Genomic DNA, 19,290 nt, shown 5'->3' with positions numbered 1-19,290 from the left:
TTTTGATGATATCAAACATAAATTGTTTATATTGTTTTGGAATGTAAAGTTCCATTTTTAGTAGTGATAAAATTATGTTTATAAAAAGATAAAAGAGAGATGAAAAATAATGGGCAGGTTGAAGTAATTAAAACGAAGGAAGGCAATAAAAAGTTGTTACGAGCTAATATTTAACAATCCATTAGCTCGTAAACAATAGATGAAGATGATAGATGTTATGCTTTTGCCGCAGCAATTAATAAACCAGGATTGTCACTAATAATAGTACTAACACCCCAACGGGTAAATTTATCCACTTGTTGAGGATCATTCATGGTCCATATTTGAAGCACTTTTCCTGCATCAGTAATTTCTTTAGCGAGTTTTTCATTCAGTAAATGATGATCTAAATGAATACTGTAGAGATCAAGTTTGGCATCTAAACGGGCAATGTCTGGCACCCAGTCTTCAATGATTAAGCCACGACGAACTTCTGGCCACAGTTTTAAGCAGTGCTTAACCGCATTATAAGAAAAACTAGAAAGGATCAGTTTATTAGTATCAAAACCATAATCTTTAATCGTTTCAATAGTTTTAAGAACTTGCAGTTCGACCTCGTCTTCATAATGAACTTTGATTTCAAGGTTGAGGCTGAGTCCATAATCATCACAAGCTTGCAGTAACTCGACTAGCGTTGGAATAGTAGCATCTGCAAATTCAGCACTAAACCAGCTTCCTGCATCTAATTGTTTTAATTCAGCGAGTGGTTTATGACGAACACTTCCTGAACCATTGGTACAACGACGAACACTTTTATCATGAATAATAACGGGAATTAAATCATCGCAAAGTTGAGTATCCGTTTCTATCCATGTAGCGCCAGCATCAGCAGCTGCTTTCATAGATATTAATGTGTTTTCTGGGGCGACTGCGCGCGCGCCACGGTGACCTGCAATCATCACTTCTCCAACCTACATATTATTCTCTCAACATAGAGAGTTACGGGTGAAATTTTATTGGCTTTACTTTAATTCGCAAGTGTTTAAATACGAATAATGATATCTCAATTGTTGTGTTTTAGCGTATGCCAACAGTGGTTAAGTCTATTTTGTCGTCAAGCTGACTATTTTTAAGTAATTGGTTTTGTATCTGGTGGTGGATTGGATTAGTATCTTCGCCCGTTGCGTCATTTTATTGAGAATAACACTGCGCTTGTGAATGATAAAATAACGTTTGCCCCTTAAATCTGAAACAAGGATATTCGAATGAAACTTTCTACGCTAGACCAACCCCTTTTCGATCACCTTTACAGCGATATTCGAGAGTTTCGTTCCACCTTCGACTTAGATATTGAAAATCCAGCCAGTTTAGATGCTCAAGCTGATGCGTTACATACCTCTTTAGCCGTTGAAGAGATGACAGAGCTTGCAGAAGCGGATTCATTGGTTGAACAAGCCGATGCGATTGTTGATTCTGTTTATGTTCTTATTGGACGTTTGGTGCATTTAGGCGATAAAAAAATCACTGATAATATTGGTATTAGTTATTTGATTGATATTTTATTGCAAATGTCTGAGCGTCTAGGATTCACGTTCATTGATTGCTGGAATGAAGTCCACTCAAGTAACATGAGTAAAGTCTGCTGCAACCAGCAACAATATGACGAGACTGATGCTTTTTACGCCAAGCAAGGTGTTGCATTAATGGCGAGTACTAAAGGTGATTATATCATTGCTAAATGTGCACAAGATGTTGAAGTTAATGGCAAGCTGATCCGTACTGGTAAAGTCTTAAAGTCTGTTTATTATCGTCCTGCCGATCTTGTTAAATTAGTTATTCGTTAATCTACGTTATAATGTTATTTCTTTGAATCCTCGCTATATGGCGGGGATTTTTTATTGGTATGAAGTACAAGGCTGAAGCAGATGCTCGGTGCTTTTTGCTAACGTTTTATTTAAGCTATTATTATGAACGCAAAAACAATGACACTTCCAGCGTCCCGCAGTTTAGCGCATCAATTGTTCACCATGACATGGCCAATGTTATTCGGTGTATTGTCACTGATGAGTTTTCAATTAGTCGATAGTGCATTTATCGGTCAGCTTGGAATTTTACCTCTCGCCGCGCAAGGCTTTACATTACCGATGCAAATGCTTGTTATTGGATTACAAGTCGGATTAGGGATTGCAACTACTGCCTTAATTTCACGGGTATTAGGTAATAATGATCATCACCGAGCGCGTCAATTAGGTGGGGTGGTGGTGATTCTTGGTGATATTGGCATCATGGCGCTGTGTGCGGCAATCTGGTTTGGTCGTCATCAGTTGTTATGGTTACTTGGTGCGCCTGATAATGTCTTTGGTGTTATTGATAGTTATTGGCCCGTATGGCTAACAAGTGCATGGTGCGGCTCGATGGTGTACTTTGCCTACAGTATTTGCCGTGCCAACGGTAATACCTTGTTACCCGGCATTATGATGGTGATCACCAGTGTGATTAATATTGGTTTAGATCCACTGTTTATGTTTACCTTTAATATGGGTATCAATGGTGCGGCATGGGCGACCATTGTGTCGTTTAGCATCGGGATGCTGGTGGTGTTTCCATTATTATTTAAACGCCAATGGTTGAGTTTTGATTGGCGAGGGCTTGCGGTTTATAAAGCGATTCAAGAATTAGTTCACATTATGGCACCAGCAATGCTAAGCCAACTATTACCTCCTGTTTCTGCTATTTTAGCCACAAAGCTGGTGGCTGGTTTTGGTGCGGCAACCGTTGCTGCTTGGGCATTAGGTTCGCGATTAGAGTTCTTTTCATTAGTGATTGTGCTTGCATTAACCATGTCGATGCCACCGATGGTGGGGCGCATGCTTGGTCGTAAAGACATTGCCAGCATTGAAAAATTGATCATGATTGCGGTGCGTTTTATCTTGGTTTGGCAAGTTGTTATTGCCGTCATACTCTTTTTAAGTGCTCAACCGTTAGCCCAGTTATTAACAACCAATACTTCAGTACAACAAATTTTAATGATCCACTTAACGCGAGTGCCTATTAGCCTTGGCGCATTAGGTATTTGCATGCTGATGGTTTCCGTCTGTAATGCGATGGGATTACCGATGCGTGCGTTGTTGATTTCTGCATTACGATTATTTGTGTGTTATCTGCCTGTGTTATGGATTGGTGCGCATTTCGCGGGTTTGTCGGGGCTGTTCACTGGTGCAATGTTAGGTAATATTGCCGCTGGACTCTGTGCTTGGGTGTTTTACTGTCAAGGGTTAACCAACATTCGAAATAAATACCGAGTTACATCAATGGCGTAACGGTTATGATAATGTGCGATATCCCAGATGTATTATTTGGGCGTAATAATAAAATAACGAAGTAACATTCACTACACGTGTTAACCAAGAAAGGATACCGACAATGCAAACATTCGCTATTGATGGTCAGCAGATGACTTACCGTGATCAAGGAACAGGTCCAGTGCTTGTCTTTGGTCATAGCTACTTATGGGATAGTGCAATGTGGGCACCGCAGATCGCGGAGTTAAGCCAACATTATCGTTGTATTGTGCCAGATTTTTGGGCGCATGGTGGATCTGACAGTGCGCCGTCAGCAACACGGACATTACGTGATTATGCTGATAATGTGTTGGCATTATTGGATCATTTAGAGATTGAAAAATTTGCTGTGATTGGTTTGTCTGTGGGAGGCATGTGGGGTGCAGAATTAGCCCTTAAAGCGCCTGCGCGAGTGACGGCATTAGTGCTAATGGATACCTTCTTAGGCTATGAGCCAGAAGTAATGCACGCGAGATATTTTGCGATGTTAGATACTTTACGCGATCAGCAACATGTTCCTGCGCCATTGATTGATATGATAGTACCATTATTTTTCCGTCGGGATGGTCATCTTCATAACCCACAATTAGTCAGTGCATTCCGTCATTCTCTTGCACAGTTACAAGGTGATCGCGCAGTGGCAGTGTCTGAGATGGGACGCATGGTGTTTGGGCGTCGTGATACGTTTGATGATATCGAGCAGCTTACCGTTCCGACATTAATTATGTCAGGTTTGGAAGATAATCCACGTCCACCACTTGAAGCACAATTAATGCATGATGCGATTGATGGCAGTGAATATGTGCTTATTCCTGATGCTGGGCACATTAGTAACCTTGAACAACCGCAATTTGTGACTGAACAATTACAGCGTTTTTTAAGTAAAGTATTACCTGCGTAACATTCAGATTCTAAGCCCAGTGAGTGTGCAATGCCTCACTGTGGCTTATTTTATTAGTGCGCTAGTGGTGGTTGGCTGTGCAGTTGAATAAATTCAATTGAATGATGGTTGAATGCTTCTGGTTGTTCGACATTACATACATGACCACAATTTGATAATTGAGTTAATACACTATTTTGATGACGTTTAATCATCTCTTTGACGGATTTAATAAACATATAATCATGCTCACCCATTAAATATAGGGTTGGGATGACAAGTTCTTTTTCCTTAAAGTATTTCATAATCGGGTTAACATCTGTCGCTAATTTGAACCACCGCTTAAATTCTTGCTGGCAGAGTTTTTTAGCTTCTCGAATAAATAAATGGCGAGATTGACGTTGGTTTTTTTGTGGCATAACGACATAAGCAAATATACGGTATAACCACATATAGGGCAGGATATGTTTGCTCAGATTGCCCAAACTAATTAACACTTGAGATCGTGTATTTAAACGTGTTATCGCACCACCTAATGTCATTGTTTGAACCCGTTCTGGCGCCAGTTCAGCCAGATGACGAATAATAATGGTGCCTAATGACATGCCGACAAAATGGGCTGATTCAATCTTAAGGTGATTAAGCACATCGATAATATCTTTGGTCACCATTTTAAATGTATATTGGTTATCCATTACATCTTGAAACATGGTGTTAGATTTACCATGACCACGCAAATCTAATAAGAGTAAATTAAAATGCTGTTTGTAGGCTCTTATTTGCTTAAACCAGATAGCAGAACTTCCCCCCGCACCATGGACAAATACGACCCACTCTTTACTTTGTTTATGAGGGTATGTTTTGTAAAACAGCATGTTATCCAAATTCTTCTTCCTTCCTTGAGAATGGCTTAGCATAGTAACATGAGAATTCTTACGTGCGCCTGTCTTATTAGGTATCAAATAATGATAATTGGAAGTTAGTCGTATTTAGTTGATCACTTCTTCATCGTCATGCGGAATACTATTAACAATTAATCGTTTAATAATATGCGGCACAATAGAGTAGATCGGCATTTGTTTTAAACGGCCACGAAATCGCAGTGATTTAACCGCATCACGATAACCCATGTTGCGGTGCAAAGGAAATTGGTAAATAAACGCATCAATAAACCGTTGTTGATAGAGCCAATAGGATAATTGATGTGATTTTTGTTGTTTAAAATAGGTTAATACATTTTCAGGAACAGTTAAATTAAATAAACGCTGACATAAACTAACGGCGAGATAAAGGCTATTATCATTGCCGACTTGTTGGTGAAGTTGAATTAAATTATGCCAAAAAGTCGCGTCTTTACTAAAATAAACAAACTGTAAATATAAGCTGTAAATATCCCGTAAGCCATAATGGTAATCAATTTGATGAAATAACATAATCGCTTGATGAAGCACCATCGCATCTGGCGATAGTAATGTTGCAGGCTCGCACAATGGCGGTGATAAATGGTGGTGCAACAAAGGCGTTGGATCGAGTTTATTGATCAATGTTTTGGGTAATAATTGAAAGTGAATCGCCAGCTCAGTACGGCGTTGTTTGTGGATCAATGGCGTGGTTTGCTGTGCCCAACGACGATAAAACGTTTCTTCATAATCAGCGATATTTTTATAGCGCCAGCCGTTATCTAATAGCGTTTTTTCAACGTTAGCAACATGTTGTTGTGGAACGTAAATATCAATATTATTTTTGATTCTGCCAGCAAACATATCGTTATTAAGGAACTGTAGTGCGCTACCGCGTAAGTAACGCCATGAGTTAATAACCCCTTGTAATTGTTCAGTGAGATGTTGATGTTCAAGTAATAATTGTTGTTGTTGTTTTTGATAGCTGTGAAACCCAGACAATAATTGTTGCTGGGTGTGCAGAGGAAGATCATGTTCGATGTGCGCTCGATCACAACACGCCTTTAATTGCCCTAATAACGATAGGTGACGAGCTTCAGTAATAATTTGATAACTAATTTTTTCATCAACATTCAGTAATATATTAGGATTGTTGAGGACATTTATGAGCAATATTTTTGACATTCATCCTGTTCCTTATCCCTGTTTTATGTTGATGAAGATTGTGTAGCGGTGTTCAAAGTAAGGTGAAAAGCCTTTTTATTTTGCATTATTACAAGGGCAGTGGGTAAGTAAAAAAGACTAAATGAAGTAAGTTAAATGCAAAATGAACCACGATCGCGACCGTTATCTTCTTAGTCCAATAATAGCTTAAACCATAAAGTATGCCAGCCAATGTCGCAATAATGATAAATAATGGTCCACCAGCAAAGTGCGCAAGTCCAAATAAAACACTCGCAATAATAATCGCCATCGGTGGTGCTAATTTCTTACATAGCAGTCCTTGAATATAACCACGGAAAAGCACTTCTTCGGCAACACACGTAAATATCAAATTATTAATCGCAAAGATCCACCACCATGACGGCAAGGTGAATTCAGGCTGTACCAGTTGTAATGCCCATGCTAATAACGGTAATGTGATTAATCCGCCACCAATAATACTTTTTTGCATGCGTGAGAGCGAAAGATGATGCCAGTTATATTCGTTATTGCTTACTATATTGGGCACGAGTAGTAGCAGTGCAAAAATAAGCATGGGTTTATCGATATTAAAGTAAAGCGTAAACGGTCGACTAAGTGGGCCACTATTGACGTGATCAAGTACCAATAAATTATTGATACCAGGGTACAAGTGCAGAATTAACCCAATGATCCACAAAACAACAACCATATGACCTGCATAGATCAGTGGCTTAGATTGTTGTTGAGCGGTAAAACGGGCAATCACGATACCACTGACCATAATGGCAGCGCCAATCACCGTTAAGATGTTCAACATCACTGCGGTGATCAAGGTCAGTAGTAGCGGTATGCGCCAAGACGTTGTTTTTGTTAACGCACAACCGATGCTGATTGCCAATAATAGCCATACCAACATGGTCGGTAAAATAAGATAATTCATAAAAAAGGAGTGATAAAAAATGATAATCGTTATCATATACACCAGATTGATGATTATTCAAACGTATTTTTTATGAGTTATTATCCACATGATCAATTGCTAAGATGATTGGCGACTTATAGATAGCCATCATCTGTGGTTACTCTCCCTTATTATATCAACATGGAATTAGGAAATGACGGATACATTACAATCGACAACACGTGCATTAATGGTACAAGGTACGACGTCAGATGCAGGTAAAAGTGTGCTGGTGGCTGGATTATGTCGCGTGTTGGCACGCCGAGGTATTCGTGTGGCACCGTTTAAATCACAAAATATGGCATTAAACAGCGCTGTGACCAAAGATGGCGGTGAGATTGGGCGAGCACAAGCCGTTCAAGCTCAAGCCTGTGGTATTGAGCCTAGCGTGCATATGAATCCTGTCTTACTTAAACCCAATACTGATGTTGGTGCACAAGTGATCGTACAAGGCCACGCTTTAGCTGATATGGATGCTGTGGGTTTTCATAACTACAAGAAAGTGGTAATGACGCCGATTATGGAATCATTCACACTGTTGCAACAACAGTATCAAACCATTGTTATTGAAGGTGCGGGTAGTCCTGCTGAAATCAACTTACGTGAAAATGATGTGGCAAACATGGGCTTTGCTGAAAAAGCCGATGTGCCGGTGATCATTATTGCAGATATTGATCGCGGTGGGGTGTTCGCTCATATCTATGGCACGTTAGCGTTATTGTCTGAATCAGAACAAGCACGGGTCAAAGGTTTTGTTATCAACCGTTTCCGTGGTGATATTAAGTTACTGGAATCGGGTTTAGAGTGGCTAGAACAAAAAACAGGTAAGCCAGTATTAGGCGTGTTACCGTATTTACATGGCTTAATGTTAGAAGCTGAAGATGCGATTAACTGCCAACAAGTTGATGCCGCTGATCATCAATTAAAGGTGGTAGTGCCTGTTTTAACCCGCGTGAGTAACCATACTGATTTTGATCCCCTGCGCATGCATCCTCAAGTTAACTTGCAGTTTGTCGGCAAAGGTCAGCCTTTTCCTGCCGCCGATTTGATCATTATTCCAGGCACTAAAAGTGTACGTAGTGATTTAGCGTTCTTACGTGAACAAGGTTGGGATAAACAGATCCAACGTCATTTGCGTTTAGGCGGCAAAGTGATGGGTATTTGTGGTGGTTATCAGATGTTAGGTGAAACCATTGCTGATCCGCATGCGATTGAAGGTGAAGCGGGGGTTAGCCAAGGTTTAGGGTATTTATCTATTGCTACCACCATTGAGAAAAACAAATGCTTGCAACAAACAGAGGGCACACTAACCATGCCTAATCAAATGCCTGTTACCGTTAAAGGTTATGAAATTCATGCGGGTGTTACTCAAGGTGTGAGTGCCAATGCGCCAGTGCAACTAACAGATGGTCCTGATGGTCAATTAGGCTGTGATGATCAAGTGTTTGGCACCTATTTGCATGGTATTTTCGAACAACAAGGTGCATGTGATGCTATTTTACGTTGGGCTGGTTTAGAAGCGACCCAAACTCCTGATTTTGATGAAATTCGTCAGCAAGGCATTGATCGTATTGCTGATACTATCGAAGAATACATGGATCTCGCGGCTATATGGCCACAATGGGCTGATAAATTTAAGCGTTAATTAGGCTATTTTGCACAGCTTATTTTACAACGATAGTTATTGCATAAGTTACTACCAACAACCACTGTTGGTAGTAACAATGAACTGATTTATAGCGTGGTTAAGCAAAAATCAGCCGTAACCACAAGCCTATCGGGGTTGTTGCACCGGTTGTTATTGATGAAATCTGACCATTTTTAATGATTATGATTGAAGGTGTCGCAGTAACGCCCCATTCTCGACCAATTTTACCTGTTGGATCATTGATGACCGGGAAATTGTATTCTTTATACTTCATAAATTGGGCAACCCGTTGGTTCTCGCCAGATGTAACCGCAACTGATACCACTTGATGATTATCTGCAAGCCAATCAACACTAGGGCTAACCAGTTTACACACTGAGCACCATGTCGCCCAAAAATAGAGTAATACGGGTTTTTCATCACTCATCTTTTTAATATCAACCCATTGCTGATCCAGTGTATTTGCCGCTAATGTAGGGATCACGTCTGATGGCATATCTTTACTGCGCCAAGCATCTATAGCGATAAAAAAGAGTGATAAAATAAGCACCAGTTTTATGATTTCTTTTGCTTTTAGCCATAGCTTAGTTGCTACATTGGTCGCTTTTTTAGATTGGTTTTTTTTAGTTGTCATTATTATTTTCCCCTTCCAAATTCTAGTGTTTGCATCGCCGTATCGTGGTTGAGTAATTCCGTTAGCATTAAACAGAGTTGTGCTGGTGGATGGGTTAACATGCCTGTTTTTAGCGATGGTGTAGCGACAGGGATCGTCGCTAGAAATAGCACTGATACTAACGATACCGTAAATAAAACAGTACTAACAATTTGATTTTTAAACACAATATTGCTCCGTGAATAATTATATAAAAAGATATAAGTATTAGGAGGGGCTGTTATCACACACTATGATGCCTTGGTTTTTTAAGACGTAATAATGATCGATCTTCAGACCCTGATTGTGTTTATTCTTGAAAGGTACAAAAAGCTAAATGTCGCCGTACACCATAGGAGGTTGTTGGCTCAGGAGGGAAGTACTTAACACCCGATTGCTTTAATATCGCTGCAATAATAACAAGGGCGAGGATAAACATTGGAATCGCAAAATCAATGTTAATCGTGTTGGCATTAACAAGATGCTCACTATTGCTGCATTGTGTTTCTAGATCTGAGTGTGTTTGTGGATGAGATTGAAGCTGTTCAGTTGCGTCAATTGTCGGCGCTAAAGAACATAATGTAGAAAGGCCTAAATTTTGAGAAATACACACCAATAGCACAATACTCACTAAAATCAGTGACCATGAAGCGAGTGTTTGACGCTTATATTGTAAGAGTGAGAATTTCAAAAATTAACTCTATGGTGAAATATTTAACAGAATAATATCATATTTAGCCCATGATAATTAATCAATATTTAAAGTGTTATTAAAAGTAAATAACATCAAGTACACCTGAACATTAATTTTCAAAATATAGCTGTTCTATTTTTGTTGTTATATGTAAAGATGTTCACTTCTTAAAAAGTACATTTTCGAATGCATTTTTACATACTGCGGATATTGTTATGTTATGAAATCGTCTACCACTCGACTCGATCGTTTTATAAGTCAACATAGTATTTACTCTATATCAGACACTCGTCTTTTGGTTGCTCAGAAAAGGATCATCGTGGATGGAGAAGCCGCACATTCAACGCATCAAAAAGTGACTCAATTTATGCATGTTGAATTAGATGGTCACAGCCTTCAAGATAATAAACCGATTTATATTATGTTGAATAAACCGCAAGGTATTGTCAGTGCGACCAAAGATTCTAAGCATACAACCGTATTAGATTTAATTGATCATCCTCAAAAAGATGAATTACATATTGTTGGGCGGTTAGATTTTAATACGACAGGGTTAGTGTTGTTAACTAACGATGGCGCATGGTCACGTCAAATAAGTCTACCTGAAACCAAACTCGCAAAAGTATATGAAGTGACTTTATCAAAACCTGTTACTGAGGAATATATTACCGTGTTCAAAGAGGGGATTTATTTTGGGTATGAGAATATCACCACTAAGCCCGCGCATTTAGAAATCGTCTCAGAGTATCAAGCACGGCTTTCATTGGTTGAAGGGAAGTACCATCAAGTGAAACGTATGTTTGGCTTTTTTCAAAATGAAGTATTAGCACTGCATCGTGTGTCGGTAGGGCATTTATCGGTAGCTGGGCTTGAAAGTGGTCAATATCGAGAGTTTTCGATTGATTAAAAACAGATAAAATAAATCCGACTTATTTAAGTCGGATTTATGTATAAATAAGTGTGATCTTATTTACTTCGCAGGCACTGCCGCTGGTGTATTATCTTTTAGCCATGTTTTCATAAAGCTAATTTGTTGTTGTTGTGATTTGATAATACTTTGTGCGAGAGTCTTCGTTGATTGATCTTTTAGATAAGGCATGATGACTTCTGCCATTTCTACTGCTGCTTCATGGTGAGGGATCATACCCGCAACGAAATCAACATTTGGGTGACCGGTTAATTTAACTTCCATCATGTTGTGCATGATTTTCATTGATTTGGTCATCATTTCTTGTGAGTTAGCAATATCACGTTGTGCTAGTGGTATTTCTTTGTGTGTTGCTAGCCAATGCTTCATATAAACCACTTCTTCTTTTTGTGATTTAATAATATTAAGCGCTAATTTATGCACCGCAGGGTTAGTCAGTGTTGGTAGAATTGATTCACTCATCACAATCGCACCTTCATGGTGAGGAAGCATACCCGCTATAAAATCTAAATCAGGATCACCCGTTAATTTTAACGTATGCATACCTGCCATTGCCGCCATAGAGTCTTTCATCATCGTTTGTGATGCTTGTAGACTAATGACAGTTTTAGTTGGCATTACATTACTGTGATCGACCACATTTTCACTTGCAAATGCAGTGGTAGAAAGTAGTGCTGACAAAACAATAGCTAAAGATAATTTTTTCATGATGAGCTCGATGTGTGTTTGTTATTAGGATGACAGCATAAAGCTTCCACTACAGGGAAGGTCAAGCCGATAATGCTATAAATATTCACCTTTAAGCTGGCTTACGGGTTTATTTTTAAATAACCAATGTATCGTTGTATTTACAATTATAAAGTATAAGTTCCAGTTAAAATAATTAGTACTCTAACTAAAATTTTCGTTTGATGCCTATCTTTGCTACAATCCCGCGGTTGTTTTTAAAGGTGGGTAAAATGAAATTATTGTATTGGTTAGATGAGTGGCTAACACACTCTCGTTCACAGCAGCAAGCGCAACTTCCAATGTCAGGAGGGGACTTACTTGATGATATGTTTGTTAAGTATGAGTTTGTTGATGTAAATAAGCCGCTACTGTTTACATTTTCGCCTGCGGGAACCAACGTACAACAACACGATATTGATGAGGATTTTGCACCTTGGGGATTCCACCTCGCTAAAAAACAGAACGTGAATGTTATCTCTTTTCAACATTTAGGAAAGAGTAATTGGTTTCGTAGTCGTAACTTAATTTTCTTTCTTGAACAGTTAACTACGTTACTTGAACCGTTTAGCTATCGTTTAGGCTATGGTCTAAGTCGTGGTGGTTTTGCGGTGGGTGCTTTTGCCAATTTATTGCAACTTGATCAAGTTTTATTATTTCATCCTGTGAGTACTAAGAATAAAACCATCGCCCCGTGGGATGATCGCTCTAGTACTGAACTAGCGCAGCAATTTGATTGGGAAGGGGATTATCATGATCTTAATTTAGGTAAAGCTAAAGGCTATATTATTTATGATCCCACCAATAATATTGATCGCTTACACGCCAAACGTTATCCAGAATTGACCCATTTACGTGTGTTTGGAATGGGACATGGCACGCATGCCACTTACCTCAATAAATTTGGTTTTTATAAGCAGGTTGCCGTCGATTTTATTCGCCATCAGCAACTTGATATTGCTCAGTTTCGTCAACAAACAAAAACATTACGCTTTAAAGAAGATTATTATCAAAGCCTAAGTAAGGCCAATGCATATTCAGAGCACCGATTAGGGTTATTGAGTAAAGCGCATAATATTTTGATTGATGAAAAAGAAGCGCATGTACAAGAGCATCAAGCTCAAATTGATGTACAACCTTTGATTGATATTGCCTTGAAACATCAAGATGATCACCCACAAGATGCGATTCAATTGCTAGAGATGGCGCAACAACTGGTTCCTAACGATCCATTAGTTGAATATAAATTAAGACAGCTACTGTAAGATAATCCCGTTAAGACTGTTATTGATTACTATCACCACATCATTCATTAATATTCAAAATCAGGAATGATGTGGAGATTGATATCAGTGTTTATTTACTGTTAATCATTGTTTGTGTCGTTGTTGCGATTGTCTTGAGATATAACATGAATAAGAAACAGATATTCTGCTGAATACGTTTTGCGATATTTTTTGAATCGTCAACCGCATATCTGTGAATACAAGGTGGAGTGTTACGGTATAAATAGTTAATATTATCGGTAATTAATAAATGCCGTAGCTGGTGTTTTAAATTATTCATATCCAATAATTCTGTCATCAGATAATCGTAAATATGATGAATATTAATAGCATTGAATGATATTTTTTTATCGGTGATATTAATAAATCCCTTTGTCATCACCATCACTTCTTCTGACCAGCGCGTAGGATCATACTGACGTGCAAGGTAATGCGCAAAAGCAAAATAGCCATAGTCACTATTCAGGTTTGTCAAAGTAGTCTTATCGCGGTTCACCATATCAACCCAGCCATCAATATAGGGTGCTAATTTGGCATGAAAATAAGCAAAAAATTGTGAATATGAGCCTTTTATTTTGACTAAATCAAGGGGCTGTAAGGTCAGTTCAGCGTTTACTTGAGCAACAAGCAAATCTGTTGTTAATGCTATTGTAGCTTGTGATGGTGCTATCGTTATATTGTTCATATCTATCTTCGCTAGCTATACAATCGTATGATTATTAAAATATTTTTATAGGGTGGGATTAGACAACGATTAGTAGTGGTGTTTTGTAGCCTAGCTCGCAAAAAATTAAAATAATGAGGCTGTTTAGTTGCACTTTTGACTGAATGGTTAAGTTATAATCTATACGAAGTAAAGTCGGGCGTATATTTATTGAAACTCAAATTTATATCAACCCTAATAATTAGCTGACCATTTTTTAAATCATTAGATTTCCTATCACTATTGTTATTACGCTCTGTTGAAAAATAATACGGTTTATTATTCGTCATCTCGGAAGTAAGGTACGAGCTATCCGTGATCTAATCATTGCGCGCTTGAGCCCTAAAGACGCCAATAAGAACTTATTAAAATAACAATAATAATAACGTTACGACATGTTGATGATAGATTCTTGATCTTGTTCTGTAGGGAATGATGAATAATCAAGTTCGTACATTATCACGATAATTACACGGGTTATTATCCGTCATCTCGGAAGTGAGGTACGAGCTATCCGTGATCTAATTATTGCGCGCTTGAGCCTTAAAGACGCCAATAATAACCTGTTAAAACAACAATAATAATAATGTTACGACATGTTGATAGTCGATTCTCGATTTCGTTCTGTAGGGAATGACGAATAATTAAATGCGGACATCATCACGAAAATAACATGGTTTATTATCCGTCATCTCGGAAGTGAGGTACGAGCTATCCGTGATCTAATCATTGCGCGCTTGAGCCTTAAAGACGCCAATAAGAACCTATTAAAACAATAATAATAACGTTACGACATGTTGATGATAGATTCTTGATCTTGTTCTGTAGGGAATGATGAATAATCAAGCTCGTACATTATCACGAAAATAACATGGTTTATTATCAGTCATCTCGGAAGTGAGGTATGAGCTATCCGTGATCTAATCATTGCGCGGAAGATAGAGAATTTATTCACAGTAAATATATGGCTGTCCTATGTTCCACAAAAAATTAAAATAGTAAGGATATTTAGTTACACTTTTGACTGAATGGTTAAGTTGTAATCTATGCGAAGTAAAGTCGGGCGTATATTTATTGAAACTCAAATTTATATCAACCCTAATAATTAGCTGACCATTTTTTAAATCATTAGATTTCCTATCACTATTGTTATTACGCTCTGTTGAAAAATAACACGGCTTATTATCCGTCATCTCGGAAGTGAGGTACGAGCTATCCGTGATCTAATTATTGCGCGCTTGAGCCTTAAAAATGCCAATAAGAACCTGTTAAAACAACAATAATAACGTTATGACATGTTGATAGTCGATTCTTGATCTTGTTCTGTAGGGAATGATGAATAATTAATTTTGGATATCATCACGATAATTACACGGCTTATTATTCGTCATCTCGGAAGTGAGGTACGAGCTATCCGTGATCTAATCATTGCGCGCTTGAGCTCTAAAGACGCCAATAAGAACCTGTTAAAACAACAATAATAACGTTACGACATGTTGATAGTCGATTCTCGATTTCGTTCTGTAGGGAATGATGAATCACCAAGTTCGTACATTATCACGATAATTACACGGCTTATTATTCGTCATATCACAAGTGAAAAACTGGACACCTATAATTTTTTATCTACCTACTGTCATTCCTAATCGAGAATTATTGGGAGGGATATAGAGAATTCACTCACAGCGTATTGAATTTATAAAGTAAAGATATGGCTATCCTATGTTCCATATTCTTTGACTCTAGTAGAAAAACTGGAAACTAGATGGTAAGTGCCCGATTTTGTGATTACTATCGGGATTTATAAGTAAAAAAATATCTGATTTATAATGTTTTTTATATTATTGCGAGATAAATACGGGCGCATGCTCAAAGAACAAATTCGGGCAAGTTGTTAATATAATAAGTTGTTAGGTTTATGGAGGAATCAGTGTTATACAAATATTTGGGCGGTCAACGCATTGAAAAATTCATCAAAGAGAGACAGCTTAGGTTTACTCAACTTCAGGCATTAAATGACCCGTTTGAGTCTAGTGTTTTATTGCAAATGGAAGTGGAGGATGTTGTAAAAGCGGAGACTCTTGAAGAGATGAAAGCTAAACGTAAACAGCAATTCCCAGCAAAAAGCGCGCAAATAGATACTCAATTTGAGCGTATGCAGCAAGCTTCAGATTATCTGAGCCTACCTCATGTTCAGGGGGAAATGGTTACGAACTATCTATCGAGTTTGTTTGGTATATTGTCGCTTTCAAGAAACCACAGAAATATGCTTATGTGGTCACATTATGCTGATTCACATACAGGGTTTGTTGTTGCGTTGGACGAAAATCATAGTTTTTTCAGTGATAGTGGTCGTGAAGAATTTAATCCACCTTTAAAGCGCGTTACTTACCGACATAATAGAAAGATTTCTGAATTACCAACTTTGGATAGTTTGTATTGCGAGAAGTCGCTAGATTGGGCATACGAGGAAGAGGAGCGTTTGTTTAAGGACCTTGAAATTTGTGAAAAACAAAAATCTACGTGTGCCTTTGATTGCTCAATTTATCTCCATGAAGTCCCACTAGAATGTATCAAGGAAATTTATTTTGGAGCTAATATGAAAGAAGAACAATGCTTTGAATATCGGAAGTTAATTTCTGAGTCAATGCCAAATGTTTCAGTTTACAGAGCTTCGATTAGCCCAGAAGAGTACTCCCTGAACTTTACGGAATTATAAACCTAACAGATAAGGATATGTGTCGCGCAGCCGACACCTATCCGAAGTGTTGGACAAGCCCGAGCAACCTTATATAAGTAAATATTGCGAATGTCATGAAGGGTGGTATTGAAAAGAAGTCGAGCGTTATCCTTGGCGTGAACCAATCAATTTAATTTATTGATTTATAATTAGATCCTCTTTAATTATTACGCGTTAATGCCATTATCCTTATTATTTTACGTTTTTATCTGGGTCGAAAAATCCCCGCTAATTGCATGACATGCTGACAGCATGGACAAAAGGGTTGTGCCGTTAAACGGACAACTTTTTGTTGTGAGGGCAACGTCAGTTGCCCTGCTAACATAAAGGCATATTGGATCACTTGAAGTTGTTTCTTCTCATGTCCTCGTAATAAACCATAATCACGAACTCGCCTTAATCCTTTTGGTAATACATGTTGCAATATCAGCCATAGAAACTGTAATACAGGTAAAGTGCGTGTTTTCATTGTTTTTGTTTGATTATCTTTATATCGAAATGTCACCTGATGATCATCGAGATAAAGAATGTCTTTATCAGCAATTACACCCCGATAAAGGTATTTCGATAAATACAATAATGCAGGTTTTCCATGACCAACATAGCGACAATCTACCACCCATTTATTTGCTAATTTGTCAGGTAAGGGGAGCTTGAGTACGCTGGTGATATATTCCAGCAATCTAGCTCGCCATACTTTCGCTAACGCAAAAGCATTAAATAGGTACTTGTTTTTACACTGTTTCCATTGCCGCTTGTTTTCATCAAATCCACCGCCAGTGATCACCATATGAATATGAAGATGTAAGTCTCGACGACGATTATGAGTATGTAACACAGAAGTAAAACCTATTTTATTGCCAAGATGTTTATTGAGAAACGAAGGACACCCATAATTTTTTATCTACCTACTGTCATTTCTAATCGAGAATTATTGAGCGGGAGATAGAGAATTTACTCACAGCGTATTAAATTTAATATAAATATTGGACACCCATAACTTTACCTTTAGAAAACAGATAAGAATTAACGCTATTGTCAGGGCTGGTTATCGTCATGTTCTATAGTGAATGCTCTCGCAAGGGCGATAGGGAATCTACTAACCGTATGTTGAGTTTTAAAGTAAAAATATGGCTGTCCTTTATTTTTTTCCGATTTTGTGATTACTATCGGGATTTATAAGTAAAAAAGTATCTGATTTATAATGTTTTTTATATTATTGCGAGATAAATACGGGCGCATGCTCAACGAACAAATTCGGGCAAGTTGTTAATATAATAAGTTGTTATGTGAATGGAGTAAATATGATTATAGATAAACCTTACCATCGAAATTATAGATCAATGGTTAATAGCCCAAATTCTGGATATAGTGGATGGGCTTATATTGTTGATAGAGAGTATTCTCAAAATCCGACTCATTACATTAGAGCTTTCATGATGTTACAAGATGATTTACAACAAATCTTTGAGTTTGTTGAACCGTCGGATACCAATTTGAATACGCATAGTTTTAGAATTCATGAATTATTGATGAGAACGTGTATTGAGATTGAAGCTAACTTTAGAGCAATTTTGAAGGAAAATATCTATACGCCAGTTGATCATAAAGGAAAATCTAGGTCTGAAAATAGTTGGAATATTAGAGATTTTCATAAAGTTAATATAAGTCATAGGTTATCATCGTATCGAGTTCAATATCCTGTATGGGATGGTGAAAGTCATACATTTGAACCTTTTAAACAATGGGTTGATGGAAGCTCATTGAATTGGTATCAGGCTTATAATGCCAGCAAGCATGATCGTCATGATAATTTTAATAAAGCAAATCTTAATAATTTACTTAATGCCTTTGCTGCGTTACAGATTTTGATTTCATCTCAATTTAAAACGGAGAGTTTTTCGGCAACACGAAGTTTAGGTATTATGATGGACTCTTACCACCAACTGAATTCTGGAATCGGAGGGTACTTACTAATTGGTTTTCCTTCAGATTGGCCTGAAGAACAAAAATATTCCTTTGATTGGTCTGTATTGAAAACAGAAGCAGAACGTTTTCAAAAATTTAATTACAACGAAGTCTAGATTCACATAACAAATGCATCAACACGATTTGCTACATTCGGCGTTGTCAGTTTGCCTTTAGTTTCAGTGATTAAGGCGTTAAAATTCAGCTAAGTCTGCATCGTAGAAAACGTGTTATGCAACCAGCGAAAATTTCGATTTAATAGTTAAGGAAAATAAATGGTAATTCCAGTAGCAAACTCTCCTGATTTGGAGTTTGAAAAATTGTGGCTACAATGCCTTATAAAAATAGGGACTGGAAAAAAACATAGGACACCCATAACTTTTTCTTTAAAAAACAGATAACTATTATGCTATATCAAGGCTGATTATCGACATTCCATACGGTGAATGTCAGTGAGGGCGATAGGGGATCTACCTGTCCACATGTTGTAGTGTTTATGTTTATCTGCGAAATTTAATATATTTAATTGGCATCTTTAAGGCTCGATCACGCGTTGAGTAGATCACGGATAGCCTCAATGGTATGGACTCCCCACCTTACTGACATTGTCAGCTAAAGTTATAGTGTCAACCAAAAAGGAGCCCATACCATGAATAAGCCTAGCACTATTTGTATTGATCTCGCTAAAAACGTTTTTCAA

General features: G+C 37.8%; 17 protein-coding genes and 1 pseudogene. 8 read left to right on the top strand and 10 right to left on the bottom strand.

The window, feature by feature from the left end; all coding sequences use genetic code 11:
* Positions 1-215: 215 nt before the first annotated feature.
* Positions 216-938 carry a glycerophosphodiester phosphodiesterase family protein gene (locus C9J51_RS00090; RefSeq protein ID WP_045040578.1) on the bottom strand — a complete coding sequence of 241 codons (723 nt, stop codon included), beginning with the start codon at positions 936-938 and terminating at the stop codon, positions 216-218.
* A gap of 306 nt (positions 939-1,244) precedes the next feature.
* On the opposite strand from C9J51_RS00090, the gene C9J51_RS00085 reads away from it, so the two are divergent.
* From C9J51_RS00085 to C9J51_RS00075, 3 genes are all read left to right on the top strand, one after another.
* Positions 1,245-1,823 carry a nucleoside triphosphate pyrophosphohydrolase family protein gene (locus tag C9J51_RS00085; protein ID WP_045040579.1) on the top strand — a complete coding sequence of 193 codons (579 nt, stop codon included), beginning with the start codon at positions 1,245-1,247 and terminating at the stop codon, positions 1,821-1,823.
* Between the two features lie 123 nt (positions 1,824-1,946).
* Positions 1,947-3,299 (top strand): MATE family efflux transporter, encoded by a 1,353-nt coding sequence (locus C9J51_RS00080; protein ID WP_082301524.1) that lies wholly within the window; start codon positions 1,947-1,949, stop codon positions 3,297-3,299.
* 103 nt (positions 3,300-3,402) lie between these two features.
* Positions 3,403-4,221 carry an alpha/beta fold hydrolase gene (locus C9J51_RS00075; protein ID WP_045040580.1) on the top strand — a complete coding sequence of 273 codons (819 nt, stop codon included), beginning with the start codon at positions 3,403-3,405 and terminating at the stop codon, positions 4,219-4,221.
* A 53-nt stretch (positions 4,222-4,274) separates the two neighbouring features.
* Here the strand turns inward: C9J51_RS00075 and C9J51_RS00070 are convergent, their stop codons facing one another.
* The 3 genes from C9J51_RS00070 to C9J51_RS00060 all read right to left on the bottom strand — a co-directional run bounded on the left by C9J51_RS00070 (position 4,275) and on the right by C9J51_RS00060 (position 7,224).
* Positions 4,275-5,075, bottom strand: coding sequence for an alpha/beta fold hydrolase (locus tag C9J51_RS00070; RefSeq protein WP_045038684.1), 801 nt, complete (start codon positions 5,073-5,075; stop codon positions 4,275-4,277).
* A 114-nt stretch (positions 5,076-5,189) separates the two neighbouring features.
* Complete coding sequence (locus C9J51_RS00065) at positions 5,190-6,284, bottom strand: nucleotidyltransferase family protein (RefSeq protein ID WP_045040581.1); 1,095 nt, start codon at positions 6,282-6,284, stop codon at positions 5,190-5,192.
* Between the two features lie 88 nt (positions 6,285-6,372).
* Positions 6,373-7,224 carry a CPBP family intramembrane glutamic endopeptidase gene (locus C9J51_RS00060; RefSeq protein WP_045040582.1) on the bottom strand — a complete coding sequence of 284 codons (852 nt, stop codon included), beginning with the start codon at positions 7,222-7,224 and terminating at the stop codon, positions 6,373-6,375.
* Positions 7,225-7,399: 175 nt separating this feature from the next.
* Here C9J51_RS00060 and C9J51_RS00055 point away from each other — a divergent pair, with 175 nt between their 5' ends.
* On the top strand, positions 7,400-8,890 hold the full coding sequence (locus C9J51_RS00055) for a cobyric acid synthase (protein WP_045040583.1): 1,491 nt from the start codon (positions 7,400-7,402) through the stop codon (positions 8,888-8,890).
* A 100-nt stretch (positions 8,891-8,990) separates the two neighbouring features.
* Here the strand turns inward: C9J51_RS00055 and C9J51_RS00050 are convergent, their stop codons facing one another.
* The 3 genes from C9J51_RS00050 to C9J51_RS00040 form a co-directional block, all read right to left on the bottom strand.
* On the bottom strand, positions 8,991-9,527 hold the full coding sequence (locus C9J51_RS00050) for a protein disulfide oxidoreductase (protein ID WP_107250810.1): 537 nt from the start codon (positions 9,525-9,527) through the stop codon (positions 8,991-8,993).
* Positions 9,528-9,529: 2 nt separating this feature from the next.
* Positions 9,530-9,733, bottom strand: a complete 204-nt coding sequence (locus tag C9J51_RS00045) for a hypothetical protein (RefSeq protein ID WP_045040585.1) — start codon at positions 9,731-9,733, stop codon at positions 9,530-9,532.
* A gap of 122 nt (positions 9,734-9,855) precedes the next feature.
* Positions 9,856-10,236 (bottom strand): hypothetical protein, encoded by a 381-nt coding sequence (locus C9J51_RS00040; RefSeq protein ID WP_045040586.1) that lies wholly within the window; start codon positions 10,234-10,236, stop codon positions 9,856-9,858.
* A gap of 223 nt (positions 10,237-10,459) precedes the next feature.
* Between C9J51_RS00040 and C9J51_RS00035 the strand changes: the two genes are divergently transcribed.
* Entirely contained in the window at positions 10,460-11,146 is a 687-nt protein-coding gene (locus C9J51_RS00035; RefSeq protein WP_045038680.1) for a pseudouridine synthase, read from the top strand.
* Between the two features lie 63 nt (positions 11,147-11,209).
* Here C9J51_RS00035 and C9J51_RS00030 read toward each other — a convergent pair whose 3' ends face one another.
* Positions 11,210-11,875 carry a DUF305 domain-containing protein gene (locus C9J51_RS00030; protein ID WP_052668179.1) on the bottom strand — a complete coding sequence of 222 codons (666 nt, stop codon included), beginning with the start codon at positions 11,873-11,875 and terminating at the stop codon, positions 11,210-11,212.
* 251 nt (positions 11,876-12,126) lie between these two features.
* Between C9J51_RS00030 and C9J51_RS00025 the strand changes: the two genes are divergently transcribed.
* Entirely contained in the window at positions 12,127-13,158 is a 1,032-nt protein-coding gene (locus C9J51_RS00025) for a hypothetical protein (RefSeq protein WP_045040587.1), read from the top strand.
* A gap of 91 nt (positions 13,159-13,249) precedes the next feature.
* Here C9J51_RS00025 and C9J51_RS00020 read toward each other — a convergent pair whose 3' ends face one another.
* Positions 13,250-13,864 (bottom strand): hypothetical protein, encoded by a 615-nt coding sequence (locus C9J51_RS00020; RefSeq protein WP_045040588.1) that lies wholly within the window; start codon positions 13,862-13,864, stop codon positions 13,250-13,252.
* A 1,948-nt stretch (positions 13,865-15,812) separates the two neighbouring features.
* Here C9J51_RS00020 and C9J51_RS00015 point away from each other — a divergent pair.
* The gene (locus C9J51_RS00015; protein WP_045040986.1) at positions 15,813-16,601 is read left to right on the top strand and encodes a DUF2971 domain-containing protein; all 789 of its coding nucleotides are present in this window, start codon (positions 15,813-15,815) and stop codon (positions 16,599-16,601) included.
* 226 nt (positions 16,602-16,827) lie between these two features.
* Here the strand turns inward: C9J51_RS00015 and C9J51_RS00010 are convergent.
* Positions 16,828-17,505 (bottom strand): annotated as a pseudogene (locus C9J51_RS00010) (IS91 family transposase); the annotation flags it as partial.
* A gap of 421 nt (positions 17,506-17,926) precedes the next feature.
* On the opposite strand from C9J51_RS00010, the gene C9J51_RS00005 reads away from it, so the two are divergent.
* Positions 17,927-18,706: a hypothetical protein gene (locus C9J51_RS00005; RefSeq protein ID WP_052668300.1), complete on the top strand. Its 780-nt coding sequence runs from the start codon at positions 17,927-17,929 to the stop codon at positions 18,704-18,706.
* Positions 18,707-19,290 lie beyond the last annotated feature (584 nt).

It is taken from the genome of Photobacterium iliopiscarium, assembly GCF_003026395.1.
GTDB classification, from domain to species: domain Bacteria; phylum Pseudomonadota; class Gammaproteobacteria; order Enterobacterales; family Vibrionaceae; genus Photobacterium; species Photobacterium iliopiscarium.
The sequence above is the reverse complement of the archived record's forward strand: the minus strand, read 5'-3'. Positions and strand labels throughout refer to the sequence as shown.